Raw genomic sequence first — 14230 nt, 5'->3', positions numbered from 1 at the left:
AGTCTAATAACGAGGAAAAGGTATGTTTACTCAGTTTATATCCCGCAAACGTGTGTCTGTACTCGCTGCCATTATGGCTTCTGCACTGAGTATGAGTGCTCAGGCGAAAGTCGATACGATTCATTTCCTGGTCCCGGGCGGTGCCGGTGGCGGCTGGGACAGCACGGCTCGTGGTACGGGTGAAGTTCTGTCTCATGCCAATCTGGTCGACACCATTTCATACGAAAATATGTCCGGTGGCGGCGGCGGTAAAGCAATTGCTTACCTGATCAAAACAGCGGAACAATCCACCGACACTCTGATGGTTAATTCCACACCTATTGTGATTCGTTCGCTGTCTAAAGTGTTCCCTCAGTCATTCCGTGACCTGACCCCGGTTGCTGCGACCGTCGGTGATTATGCTGCCTTTATTGTGCCGGCAAACTCCAAATACAAAAGCTTCACTGAAATCGTGAACGATTATAAAAAAGACCCGAGCAGCATCACGGTTGCTGGCGGTTCTGCCCGCGGCAGCATGGACCATCTGGTTGCTGCAATGGCCTTTAAAGCCGGTGGTGGTGAGCCGCGCCGTCTGAAATATCTGGCCTATGATGCGGGTGGTAAAGCCATGGCTGGCCTGCTGTCTGGTGAAACCACACTGCTGTCGACCGGTTTGAGTGAAGCGCTGAGCCTGGCAGATGCCGGTGAGATCCGTATTCTTGCAATGACGGGCGACAAGCGTTCTCCATCAGCACCGGATGTTCCGACACTGCAGGAACTGGGATATGACGCGACCTTCGTAAACTGGCGCGGCTTCTTCGCAGCTCCTGGCATCAGCGAGCAGAAAGCGGATGAGTTTGCCGAAGTCCTGGGCAAAATGTACAACACGAAAGAGTGGCAAACCGTACGTGATCGCTACGGATGGACTGAAATCTACAAGCCGCGTAAAGAATTCGTTGCCTTCCTGGCTCAGCAGGAAACAGAAATTGGCAACCTGATGCGTGAGCTGGGCTTCCTGAAATAATCCCTGTCTGAATGACGTTGTTGCGCACCGCCTGCCCGGGTGGTGCGCGTGGTAACAAAGCGGCCTTAGCAATGAAGGCCGGGTCTGATAGTGGTGAGGATGACCATGACGATAACAAAAGATCATATCGGTGGGCTGGTGTTTCTGTGCCTGTCCATCGCCTACGGATACTACGGCAGTGAAATTGTTTTGTTCCCCGGAGATGAATTTCAGCCGTTTCACGCGAAATCTCTGCCGCTGGCACTGGCCGGAATGGGCATTTTCTTTTCATTGTGTCAATTGCTGACAGCCAGCCGCAGCGAAACAGACAAACTGGATCTGACCGGACTGGATTTTGTGCTTATGGCGAAATTGCTGGTGCTGATGCTGATTTTTGCTGCGGCACTGGAATGGATTGGTTTCCTGCTGTCGACGGTTGTTTTTCTGGTGGGGGGCTTCTGGCTGCTGGGTGAGCGTCGCCCGAAGATTTTGTTGCTGGCATCTGTCCCATTTGCTGCCGGTTTCTGGTTCCTGCTGACTCAGATCCTCGACATTTATCTGGCGCCTGGTCGTCTCATTACTGGCCTGCTTGGAGGATAACCTGATGTTTGATGGAATCTTGACAGGATTGAGCACGGCGGTGATGCCGTTCAATCTGATGATGGTTGTGGTCGGTTGTTTCGCGGGTACATTTATCGGCATGCTGCCGGGCCTGGGGCCAATTTCTGCGATTGCCCTGATGATCCCGATTACCTACGGTCTGGATCCGGCTTCCGGAATCATTCTGATGGCAGGCGTCTACTATGGTGCCGTGTTTGGTGGCTCGACGTCTTCCATTCTGATTAACGCACCGGGCTGTTCCAGTACAGTGGTGACAGCATTTGACGGCTTCCCGCTGGCACAGAAAAATCAGGCCGGTAAAGCGCTGGCTCTGGCCGCATATTCTTCCTTCACCGGTGGTACCGTCGGGGCCATCATCCTGCTGTTTGCGGCACCGGCACTGGCAAAAGTGTCGCTGAGCTTTCAGTCAAGTGACTACTTTGCCCTGATGATCCTGGGTCTGACGGCGGTTGCCGCTTTCTCTGGCAAGGGACAGGTGCTGAAAGCCCTGATGATGACGGTGTTCGGTCTGATGATCTCAACGGTCGGAAACGACGTGATGACCGGTGTTCCGCGGTTTACCTTTGATAATGTGGATCTGATCGACGGCATCAGCTTCCTGCTGCTGGCGATGGCAACCTTCGCACTGACGGAAGTGGTGATGACGGTGCTGCGCGGTGAGCACAAGCAAGAAGATGCCCAGATGGACATGAACAATCTGGGTAGCATGAAGCTGAGCAAAGAAGAAGTGAAGCATGTGGCCCCGACCATCGCCCGTTCATCGGTGTTTGGTTTTCTGGTTGGCGTTTTGCCGGGTGCAGGTGCGACAATCGCGTCTTTCCTGAGCTACGGCATGGAGCGGAATCTGGCACCGAAAGCGGAAAAAGAGAAGTTCGGGAAAGGTGCATTGCGTGGTCTGGCAGCACCGGAATCTGCAAATAACGCGGCTTCAACCGGTTCGTTTGTCCCGCTGCTGACTTTGGGGATTCCGGGGTCCGGTACCACGGCCATTATGCTGGGTGCACTGATTGCTTATGGTATTCAACCGGGACCGCGTCTGTTCGTCGACAATCCGGATGTTTTCTGGTCGGTGATCATTTCCATGTACTTCGGTAACTTGGTGCTGCTGATTCTGAACCTGCCGCTGATTCCGTACATCTCACGACTGCTGGTCATTCCGCGCCCGATTCTGATCCCGCTGATTCTGTTCTTCTCGATCACCGGTGTGTATCTGGTCAGCTTTAATGCCTTCGATATTCAGCTGATGGTGTTAATCACCGTTGTGGCAACTTTCCTGAAGCTGCTGAATTTCCCGATGGCTCCCATGTTACTGGGCTTTATTCTGGGCGATATTCTCGAGAAAAATCTCAGTCGCTCGCTGACACTTTCTGATGGTTCTTTTGCCTTCCTCTGGGAGCGTCCATTGACATTAACCATTATGATTTTGGCGGTCCTTGCTTTACTGATGCCTTTATTCAGTAACTGGCGTGACAAGCGCAAGCTTGCTGCTGAAGTTGCTGCCAAAGAAGGGGCACCACAGGTGTAAAAAACCAGCCAAATAAGTGTACTTTGCAAATACCGATCAAAAGCAGTCCCTACAGGGGCTGCTTTTTTCTTTATGCAGATAAATTAAATGTATCTGACAAATAATTTTATATTTTTGATCTTTGTTCCTATCGCCCGCGTTGACTTGTTATCAACATTGTTGCGCAAGATATTGTTTTGATATTCTGGGAACCTGTTCTTTTTAAAAGAATCATGCTGCTTTCCTGGCAATCAGGCAGGCATATGTAAGGCTGTCTCTTTTTTCCTCTCTCAAGAACAGTCAAAAAAATAATAACAATCTCCCCCAAATAACAAAGTAGTAGATTTCACATGTCGTCAGATAAAAAAGATCCGAATCAAGGGAATGAGAATCAACCACCAGTCCGTTATGTGAAGGCGCACTATACGCCGCTGACCGATCTGGAAAGCTATGTGTCGCCTAGCAAGTCGCCTGCAGAGACGAAGTCGGAACCGATACCGGAACATAAAATTGTGATTGAACTTGCGGGGCAATGGGCACCCAACAGTTCGACCCTGTCTTTATCCAAAACGGATGAACAATCAGAAAAGATTGCCAAACCACAAAAAGATAACCAGACCAAGCATCGTAGTCTGGCTGTGTTTGAGGGTTTGAATACAGAACCTAGAAATCTGTATATATCCTTGCCGATGCAGGATGTTCCGGCATCGATACGATTATTGCTGGCAGAAAATCTCCAGCCTGTGGAGAAAGCCGTATCAATGGCTGAATGGGATAATGTTCTGGTCCCGGTTCGGGCGCTGGTCTATCTCAGTGAGAAACAAGATAAAGCGAATGCGGCGGATCTGAAAAGCGGCTATCTGTATATTTTCTGGAAAGGAAAAGTATGGCGAGAGCTGGAAATCACACCAGACGGGCAATATCGTGACATCGACATTGTTTACTACCGGAATCGAGCCAAATATAGCACTGAACATGAGCATCGTGAGGCGGATGGCTATCCGTTGCCTCAGTTCTGGGTCCCTTACAAAATTCAGGGGGAACACCAGAAAGATACCTCTGGCGTGACAGTGCTTTTTTCACCCCGTCAGATGACAGTTCAGCAACTTGATGAGCTGGAAGAAAGATCTGATAGTCTTGCCCAAATCTCGACCACGCTGGACGAATTGTCGGTGTACTCGGAAACGAAGGCATTTGAACTACAGGCGCATACAGCACCGATCCACAGCGTGCAATTACCTACAGGTGAATCGTCAGACGAGAAGCCATGGCTGGATTTAGGGATGTGCCTTCTGGAGGACTTGAAAGCGACCCAAACAGCCGTGGTGTATCTGAAAGAGCCCTTGAATGATTCACCGAAATTTGAGTACGCAGTGGAACTGACCTGTTCTGAAGATACATTCAAAGCACTGAAATTAGATGAGGTCATCACCGTCGCGCCCACCGCAGCGGAAACAGAAACGGAAGCTTTGAAACGTGTTGAAAATAAAGATTCAGTCGTTTATGTGTCGAAGCTGCGGGTGAATGAAGCGAAGTCGCTGCAAGTGAAAAGCGGTGCGGGTGTTCTGAAAACATCCATTAATTCGGTGATGCCAGACCCGGTCAACACGCATCAGGCGCATGATGCGTTTATACCGGTTCAGCTGTCCGTTGAAATTGGACACCGGTTAGCCCTGCCGACCTCTGGTTACTATTACCATTTCATGGCCGATGCACTGCTCCATGAATATAAAATCACTCCAGATGATGACAACTGGCAGTATCAGGCGACGAAGTCAGTTGCGGGTCAGTTATCTGATGAATTACTGGATGACCATGAACTCAGTACGCTGATCCTGCCTTGGCGGGTTCAGGATCAGCCTGCGAAACGGCAGCATCTTTTGTATTCCCCGCACAAACTGACCCAGCAGGAATTTGACCAGATGGATGGGACGTGGCTGGATAAACATGCCACGCTGCTCGATCTGGAAGCGATGCGCAAAGCCGCGGAGCAAAATCTGGTGGATGTGGTTCAGCATCAGGGACAGGGGCAACTGTATACTATCCGGAAAGGAGATACCCTGACTGCGATTGCCAAAGCCCATGAAATCAAACTCAGTGAGCTGCTTGAACTGAATTCGGATTATCAGGTCGGCGATCGCAAAGACCATATTTTCCCCGGTGAAACCTTGATTCTGCCGGTAGAAGCACCGGACGCAGCAGAAGAAAGCGCGGTGATGAAAATTGATTATTTTCCGGTGAAAAAAGACGCCACGTTGGATGAAGTGGCGGCGAGCGCCGGTATCTCGAAAGCCATGTTGCTGGAATACAACCCTTATCTTCAGAAGGTGAGCGAAAGTGATCACGTCATGGCCGGGGATGTCGTGATCGTAAATAAAACGCAAGAACAAAACCCCGAACCGAGAATTCACGAGGTGAAAGCGATCAATGATGCGCTGGGCCATGAGAGCCTGAGCAGTATCGCTGCGCTTTATAACTTGTCGCCGAAACAACTGGCTGAAATCAACGGACTGGATATCTCCGACCCGCTGTTCAGTCTGCGTACCGGTCAAACGCTGAAAATCGATCCGCCTCAGAATCGGGCAGAAGGCGTGCAGCGGAATACCTTCCCGGCCGTTCTGGTAGAAGATTACAACCTTGCCGAGAATATGCTGTACCACTATGCGCAACCGAAGCTCGGTGGTAATTTCGCCCCGATGACTCAGGACAACCTGCTGGCACCTCAGGCAACCGTGGTGCGCGTGGCATCGTTAACGACCGCAGCAGATATTCAGACCATCAAGCTCTGTCTGGGCCGCTACGCTCTGGATGAGGTTGAAGCGCCTTATAACCAAAGTCTGGTTCTGGCGCAGAAGCAGGGCAAACACCCGATTCAGGCGGCCTTAAGTGAAAAGTACAAGGTTCATGCCCATCCGCTTGCAAGTGAAACCGCTCATTCGCTGACCATTCGCCAACTGCGCGAAGGCTATGTGTATGTTTACTATGTTGCTGCGAATACCAATCTCGCGGCACGATACCCGCATGCCGATGAATTGCATGAATTTCGTTATGCTGAGGGCTTGTTTGAACGTAACGACGAGAAAACGCCTTACCTGCCGTGCCACAGCCTGAATGGCTGGGCGTACATTGTTTTCTCTGAACGGGAATGGACAGAAAAACAGCGCAGCCAGTTTACGGGCGATCCGGAATTCCGTCAGGCGCTGACGAAAAATGCCGGTGCCGTTTACGATTTCAACCAAAGGCTGGTCAGCACAAAAGGTGAAGAAGAAGTCTTCAATGATTTGCCTCAACTGGTTGCCGACATTGATGCCGGCCCTGCCATTCAGGATCACCGCTTTGCCGATACCACGACGCCGACGAATCAAGCGGACACCGATGTTAAACCCGGCAGCAACGATAAGGATGCTAAGGCAGAAAAAGATGCCGAGGCTGAAAAAGAGCATTTCACGCCGGTTCAGTCGAACCAACCCTATCTGGATACAATTGACCCGGAAAAACCCCTGCATGCAGATATCCTGATCATCGAAGATGGCATTGCACTGGCAGAAGACAGCCTGAAACTCACCATTCTGGCCAATGATCTTCGGTCTCAGTGGCAGGAGAAAAACCTACAAGAGCTGAATCTGGCAAAAGCAGTCGGGGATTTTTGTAACCCTAAAATTTTGCCAGATAATCCACTGGTGAAAGAGCTAGAAGGCAAGGAGTTACTTCATGCGAAAATAACGAAGGCCATGATAGATGAGCTAATATACTTGCCTAAATCGAGGGGGCCAAATTCAGAATTCGATGACATAGAAGCAAAATATAAAAAAATGGGAATTAAACCAAATGTAAGCTATTTTACACGTCTGAATAATATTGTAGAGGCTTTAGGTTTAGAAACAAAAGAACCATTCAATATCCGTAAGGATAAATTTGCTGAACAAATTGACCAAACAATAAAATGGCGATCACGGGTTCGACTCAAAGAAGTCAATGAAGTAATTGTGAGACTTACGGAATCGAAAGTCGCCTATGATAACTGGGTTCAGTATGTTGCTAAATGTTCTTTTGTGACGCTCAATACATTGGGAATATCACCTGAACTATTATCTTTTGATTTGGAGAGCGAAGAACATTCAGATGAATTTGTTTCTCTTGTCACAAATTTCCAATTTGGCCTAGAACATACACTTCAAGGAAATGAACTGATACAACATAGAAATCAGTTCAACCCTGACCAACCATTGATAAACATTATTGGGAGCATATTTTATCAAGGAAATCAGGAGTTAAAAAATAAACTTGAAAAGTATATTCGATTTCTTATTGAAAATGGACCGAATGATGCGTTTAATCATCTCACCGAAATGGGCTTTAATTCTGAGCAGTTGATTAATCTCATTGATGAATCACATGAGTGGCATTTACAAGGTTCAAGAGCAGATCAATCAGCTTTGACTGTTGGTGTTTTAAGTTTCTGGGGGGCTTTTAAAGAAGAGTCTTTTGAAAAATGGGAATGGTATAAAAATAACATTCTTAGTCGATATAAAAATATTAAGAATTCATTTGCTAAGGGTGCAGTGAATTTACTTTCTCACCAACGGTTGCATTCTGTTAATCGATTAATTAGTCATTCACTTAATGAGCAACTTAGACTTTCACTAGATGTGGTACACAAATCCCCTGAAATGAAATGGGGAACAAGGTGGATCTCAAATATAATATCAAATCAAATAGCAAATGGTGAGATTTATCTTACAAAAGGTATGCAAAGTAAATTTGATGCATTTCGAAAGGAGGAATTAAATTCAACCCTGTGGTTGATGTGGATGGAAGATGGGAGAGTCAGAGCAACGGCAGAAGAGATTGAAGCGCAGAGAAATAAGATACTAAAGATTAGGTTAAATATATATTATCTCTTTGATATTGAAGATAAGAAATTCAAGAAAATTTTTAAGGCATTGATAGTCAATCAAGCGAATAAATATTATGATGCTGTGGAAAACTCAGGATCAAGAGGACTGAGCTTACTGATTATTGGCCTAAACTTTTTAGCCTTGATAGAGGATGTGGTAAATATATCAAAAAAACATAATAAGAGTGAAAAAGACGATCTTACGATTCAGTATCGAGTAGCTTATTTTCTGGATTCAATTCTCAGTCTAAATAAATCCACTTATTTAGCAGAAATGAGAATGATGCTGGAGTCAATAAATAGCAACGATTACAGTAAAACGGTTTATCAAAATTTGAGGTCAACTAATTTATTTACCGTAAGAAAAGGAATAAATGAATTAAGCAAGGAGAATAAATATATATATCATAGGGCAATTACCGTTAACTTAGCTGCAAACATGGCGTTGGTGACAGCTGGACTATTAGAAACATATCAAATAGTCAAATACGATATGTCTAATAAGAAAGGGCTCATATGGTATGTGCATGGCATGAAAGCGATATCAACTTTAGCTCAGTCATTTACCGGAGCTTTTCAGCTAGCAAATATGCTTGGTGCAGTAATTCCGGCCTGGGCTATCACTGGTCCTGCAATAGTAGCAGGTTTTGTTTATGCGTTATGCACAGCTTATTTAAATTTCATTCGTGAAGATGATGTCACTGATTGGCTGATTAAGACACCTTGGGTAGACACGAAATTTGTCGGTGATGATTCAGTTATTTGGGATTATTCAAAAGATGGATATCAAAAAGCTTTAGATGCATTAACACGACTCAAAAACAAACCAATGATCTATATTCAGCCAACAGCAGGTGAGAATTACTCGCATCGTGTAAAGCCCTATAATATGAAGATTCTTGATGGCTTATACAGTGTCAGTGGTTACTGGATAATGATTGATTTCCCCTTTGAATTACGTAACGAAGGTGTAAGAGTTGATGCATTATGGTATAGTAAAAATAACACCAAATCAGAATATATTCAGGTTGAGAATAAAGAAGAGTTCTTTCCAGATTGGGTTGTAAATAAAAGGCCATTTAAATTATTTAACACTGGTTCTTCGCCACGCATTCCTGCTCGGCCTCAGGATAAGATCGATTATATCAATACTTGGCCAGAGACTGGGGTGATGAATCAGCTATATCGGTTTTGGCTACCGCGCCCGAAAGATAGTCAGCTAAACTCTTTGCTGTTAATGGTATGGTATCCTGATGATTTAGAAAATCAAAATCAACCAGGATTTCAAGTTGGGCCACATTGTTTTGATAAGCAAATTATGCCAACATCAGTCAATACGACATCTGACTTTCATCTATATGGATTAAAATCGAAAGTGGAAGAATTGGAAAGTGCTTTTGGTGAAACATTGAAAGATTTGAAAGAATCGCAGCCCTATAAAGCAGCGGTTAAAATTGGAATGAAGTCAAATAAACCTCTTATGTTAGTTGGTAACAAGTAATAAACATATGAATAAATTAGAAAAAATTAAGCATAAATATCAACATGTTCAGTTTCAATTGAACAACGATCCGTCTCTTACTGGCTGGATGTCCAGAGAGAAAAAGTGTCGTGAGATTTACTCTAAAATTGTAAAAAATGAGCCTACGATCATGGAATGGGAAGTAGATTATTGGGGGCGATTTGGTAAATGGGGGTTACCATTTTTGATCTCTTTCTGTTATGCATTTATTCCGTTGTTTGTTTTGTATTGGTTTAATAGAGAACATGAGGATGTATATAAGTTAATTTTATTATGTTTTTTTGTACTTCCTTTTCCAATATTGGTTATGGTTTTAGGTGCTGAATGGTTCCCAACGCGATATTACCAGAAAATTACCGCATCTGGCTTTTATTCCTATGGTGTCAAAGTGGGCAGTGAAAGACGGAAAAAGATGGCGAAGTATTGCATGTTTGGCGGTTTTGCGATAGCTATCGTTTTGCTCTTTGTTGCAGGACCAATGGTCTTTGCGGGTGCCGGAGCTGCTTCACTCTCTTTCTTGAAATTAGGCTCGATTCCGGAACCTGAACCAGAAGAGAGTGCATGGCCTTGGTTGGGGATGTATAGCCTCGTTTTGTTAAAGAAACCGTTCTTATACAACCTTTATAAAGTGAGTACGCAAGGTGATAGCTATTTGATTCTTACGAAAGAAGAATTGGAAAAAGTTAAAGAGATTATGAAACAGTATGGTCAACATGAAATTGATATTTTAGATAAGGAAGAGGAATCATTTTACGACCGTTGGTGGCAACATCAAGATACGATGCCTTTCCGTCAAGTCGAGGCAGCAAATAGTCAAATGTCTACAACAGAAAAATAAATACGCAGAAGGTGAGCATAAGCTCACCTTTTCTTTAGGTTGATTGGCTTAATCAGATGGCATCAATGTCCGCCATGAAGAGTATTGGTTGGAAAGCTATTAAGTCGTTTCATGGAACACATTAAAAAAAGATACCAACAGGTTCAGCGACAACTCAACACTGACACAGAGCTAGAACACTGGGGACACCGGCAAGATAAGTGTAGAGAAATATATGCAAAGATTGTAAAGAGTGAACCTGCAATTTTAGAATGGGAAGTCGACTATTGGGGCCGATTTGGTAAATGGGGTTTACCAGTATTTGTTTTTTTGCTTTTACCTTTGTTCCATTCTTTCCACTATATTGGTTGGCTGGAGATCAAGATGATATATATGAAATTATGTTTATGGGATTTTTTGTTTTGCCATTACCAATCTTGATCATGGTGCTCGGTGCTGAATGGTTTCCAATACGATACTATCAAAAAATAACACCATCAGGATTTTATTCATTTGGCGTTAAGATGGGAAGTGAACGACGTCAAAAGATGGCGAAGTACTGCGTAATCGGTGGGATTTCAATAGCTGTCATCCTTTTATTTGTTGCCGGACCAATGGTATTTGTTGGCGTTGGTGCTGCTTCACTTTCATTTTTTAAGTAGGGTTCTATTCCTGAGCAAGAACCGGAGGAGAGTGCATGGCCTTGGTTAGGTGTATATAGCATTGTGAAAGAATATAAACCATTCCTATACGATAAGTATAAAGTCAGAACGCATGGGAAAAATTATCTTATTGTAACTATTGAACAATTAGAGCAGATCAAAGATATTATTAGAAAATATGGGCAACATGAATTAGATATAGGTAACAAAATAGATGGCAAATTTTTTAACCGATGGTACGAACACCAGGAGACAATGCCATTTAAACATTAGGTTTAATTTCACAAAGGTGAGCATAATTTCACCTTTTCTTCAGGTTGATTGGCTTAATCAGATCACGTCAATATCCGCCAAGAATAGTATTGACTGGAATTTTATTAACTCGTTTCATGGAACATATTAAAAAGAGATACCAACAGGTTCAGTGACAACTAAACACAGACCCTAAGTTGAAGCATTGGGGCCATCGAGAAGATAAATGTCGTGAAATTTATAGCAATATTGTAAAAAGTGAACCTGCAATTATGGAATGGGAGGTTGATTATTGGGGAAGATTTGGTAAGTGGGGATTACCATTTTTGATGATTTTCTCTTTTGCTATAATGCCTACATTGTTTGCAATGTGGGCGACAGGAGGAATATCTGATTTTATTGGTGAGTTTATTGCAGGTTTACTGATAGTCAATGTTCCAATATTAATTATTGTCTTAGGCACTGAATGGTTTCCGGTTCGGTATTACCAAAAAATAACTGCATCAGGATTTTACTCTTATGGTTTCAAGGTGGGGAGTACACGCCGTAAAAAAATGGCGGTACATTGTATGATGGGAGGGCTAATAATAGCTGTTATTCTGCTCTTTATTGCGGGGCCATTTGTATTTATTGGTGCTGGAGCATCAGCATTATCTTTCCTCTCATTAGGAAAAATTCCGGAACCTGAACCAGAAGAGAGTGCATGGCCTTGGTTGGGGATGTATAGCCTCGTTTTGTTAAAGAAACCGTTCTTATACAACCTTTATAAAGTGAGTACGCAAGGTGATAGCTATTTGATTCTTACGAAAGAAGAATTGGAAAAAGTTAAAGAGATTATGAAACAGTATGGTCAACATGAAATTGATATTTTAGATAAGGAAGAGGAATCATTTTACGACCGTTGGTGGCAACATCAAGATACGATGCCTTTCCGTCAAGTCGAGGCAGCAAATAGTCAAATGTCTACAACAGAAAAATAAATACGCAGAAGGTGAGCATAAGCTCACCTTTTCTTTAGGTTGATTGGCTTAATCAGATGGCATCAATGTCCGCCATGAAGAGTATTGGTTGGAAAGCTATTAAGTCGTTTCATGGAACACATTAAAAAAAGATACCAACAGGTTCAGCGACAACTCAACACTGACACAGAGCTAGAACACTGGGGACACCGGCAAGATAAGTGTAGAGAAATATATGCAAAGATTGTAAAGAGTGAACCTGCAATTTTAGAATGGGAAGTCGACTATTGGGGCCGATTTGGTAAATGGGGTTTACCAGTATTTGTTTTTTTGCTTTTACCTTTGTTCCATTCTTTCCACTATATTGGTTGGCTGGAGATCAAGATGATATATATGAAATTATGTTTATGGGATTTTTTGTTTTGCCATTACCAATCTTGATCATGGTGCTCGGTGCTGAATGGTTTCCAATACGATACTATCAAAAAATAACACCATCAGGATTTTATTCATTTGGCGTTAAGATGGGAAGTGAACGACGTCAAAAGATGGCGAAGTACTGCGTAATCGGTGGGCTTTCAATAGCTGTCATCCTTTTATTTGTTGCCGGACCAATGGTATTTGTTGGCGCTGGTGCTGCTTCACTTTCATTTTTTAAGTTGGGTTCTATTCCTGAGCAAAATCCTGAAGAAAGTGCCTGGCCATGGTTAGGTGTGTATAGTATCATTAAGGAGCGCAAACCTTTTTTATACGATAAATATAAAGTTCGAACGCATGGAAAGAATTACCTCATTTTAACTAAAGAGCAAATTGAAGAAGTGAAAAATATCGTTGATTATTACGGTCAACATAAACTCGATATCATTGATAAAATGGATGATAGTTTTTTTGATCGATGGAATGATCACCAAAACACAATGCCATTTAGAGACGACTTTTAATTTATTGAAAAGATGAGTTAGTTCTAATCTTTCCTTTTTAATTGGGGGAGGACTGATTGAGTGATTTTGAAACTTTAGACAATGAAATATTTTAAAGACGTTTTACAAATATACCAGGTTGTTCAATGCAGGATAAATTCAAATATTGATCTCGAAGATTATCTGGATAAAGAAAAAGAATGTAAAAAAATTTATGCTGAAATTGTAAAAAATGAACCTGCCATCATGGAATGTGAAGTGGATTATTGGGGGAGATATGGTCGGTGGGGAATGCCTGTTGTGTGGTCAATTTCAATCATTTTTTTACCAATAATATTTATATCCTTATTGGCGGGTAATTTATCTGAGAACTACCCGTACTTCATTGTTGGAATATTGGTTTTTTTATTACCAATTGTAGTGATGATCCTAGGCGCAGAATGGTTTCCAGTCAGATACTATCAAAAAATCACTGCATCTGGTTTTTACTCATATGGTGTTAAGGCCGGTAGTGAGAGACGGAAAAACATGGCGAAATATTGCATGCTTGGTGGGCTCTCCATTGCAGTGATTTTGTTATTTGTTGCCGGGCCGATGGTTTTTGCAGGTGCTGGCGCAGCATCACTTTCATTTTTGAAATTAGGCTCTATTCCTGAGCCGGAGCCAGAAGAAAGCGCATGGCCTTGGTTGGGTATTTATGGTCTTCTAGTTAAAAAACCGTTTTTATATGATTTATATAGAATTCAGACTCAAGGTGATAATTTCTTGATTTTGACAGCAGAACAGCTGGAAGAAGTGAAAGATATTATCCATCAATATGGATACCATGAATTAGAACTTTTGTTTAAGGAAGAAGATCGTTTCTACGATCATTGGTGGCATGTTCAGGATAGAATGCTATTTGATGACATCAATCCTAGATAGTTTTAAATGAAGTTAAACTATTATAATAATGTGATCGGTTGCTTACCTTATTAATTTCAATGATTTGAATTAATGGTAATTATTTGTGATATCAAGTCTATTTGATATTTTGTTGTAAAAATAAAAATAAAAATAAAAATAAAAATAAAAATAAAAATAAAAATAAAAAT

9 protein-coding genes are annotated in these 14230 nt (G+C 43.0%); all 9 read left to right on the top strand.

Annotation, left to right across the window (positions count from 1 at the left end; genetic code table 11):
- The first annotated feature begins 22 nt into the window (after positions 1-22).
- On the top strand, positions 23-1003 hold the full coding sequence (locus tag SPK40_RS21160; RefSeq protein ID WP_248141766.1) for a tripartite tricarboxylate transporter substrate binding protein: 981 nt from the start codon (positions 23-25) through the stop codon (positions 1001-1003).
- A gap of 105 nt (positions 1004-1108) precedes the next feature.
- Positions 1109-1582, top strand: a complete 474-nt coding sequence (locus tag SPK40_RS21155; protein ID WP_248141767.1) for a tripartite tricarboxylate transporter TctB family protein — start codon at positions 1109-1111, stop codon at positions 1580-1582.
- A 4-nt stretch (positions 1583-1586) separates the two neighbouring features.
- On the top strand, positions 1587-3128 hold the full coding sequence (locus tag SPK40_RS21150; protein WP_248141768.1) for a tripartite tricarboxylate transporter permease: 1542 nt from the start codon (positions 1587-1589) through the stop codon (positions 3126-3128).
- A 329-nt stretch (positions 3129-3457) separates the two neighbouring features.
- Positions 3458-9505, top strand: a complete 6048-nt coding sequence (locus SPK40_RS21145; protein WP_330961803.1) for a LysM peptidoglycan-binding domain-containing protein — start codon at positions 3458-3460, stop codon at positions 9503-9505.
- A 7-nt stretch (positions 9506-9512) separates the two neighbouring features.
- Positions 9513-10364 (top strand): hypothetical protein, encoded by an 852-nt coding sequence (locus SPK40_RS21140; protein WP_330961802.1) that lies wholly within the window; start codon positions 9513-9515, stop codon positions 10362-10364.
- A gap of 284 nt (positions 10365-10648) precedes the next feature.
- Entirely contained in the window at positions 10649-11005 is a 357-nt protein-coding gene (locus tag SPK40_RS21135) for a hypothetical protein (RefSeq protein WP_330961801.1), read from the top strand.
- Positions 11006-11454: 449 nt separating this feature from the next.
- The gene (locus SPK40_RS21130) at positions 11455-12237 is read left to right on the top strand and encodes a hypothetical protein (protein ID WP_330961800.1); all 783 of its coding nucleotides are present in this window, start codon (positions 11455-11457) and stop codon (positions 12235-12237) included.
- A gap of 284 nt (positions 12238-12521) precedes the next feature.
- Positions 12522-13157, top strand: coding sequence for a hypothetical protein (locus tag SPK40_RS21125; protein WP_330961799.1), 636 nt, complete (start codon positions 12522-12524; stop codon positions 13155-13157).
- 81 nt (positions 13158-13238) lie between these two features.
- Positions 13239-14060 (top strand): hypothetical protein, encoded by an 822-nt coding sequence (locus tag SPK40_RS21120; RefSeq protein ID WP_330961798.1) that lies wholly within the window; start codon positions 13239-13241, stop codon positions 14058-14060.
- The last annotated feature ends 170 nt before the right edge of the window (positions 14061-14230 follow it).

Source organism: Photobacterium sp. 53610, from assembly GCF_036409375.1.
Taxonomy (GTDB): Bacteria; Pseudomonadota; Gammaproteobacteria; order Enterobacterales; family Vibrionaceae; genus Photobacterium.
Note: the sequence above shows the minus strand (reverse complement) of the source record. Positions and strands in the feature narration are given on the sequence as shown.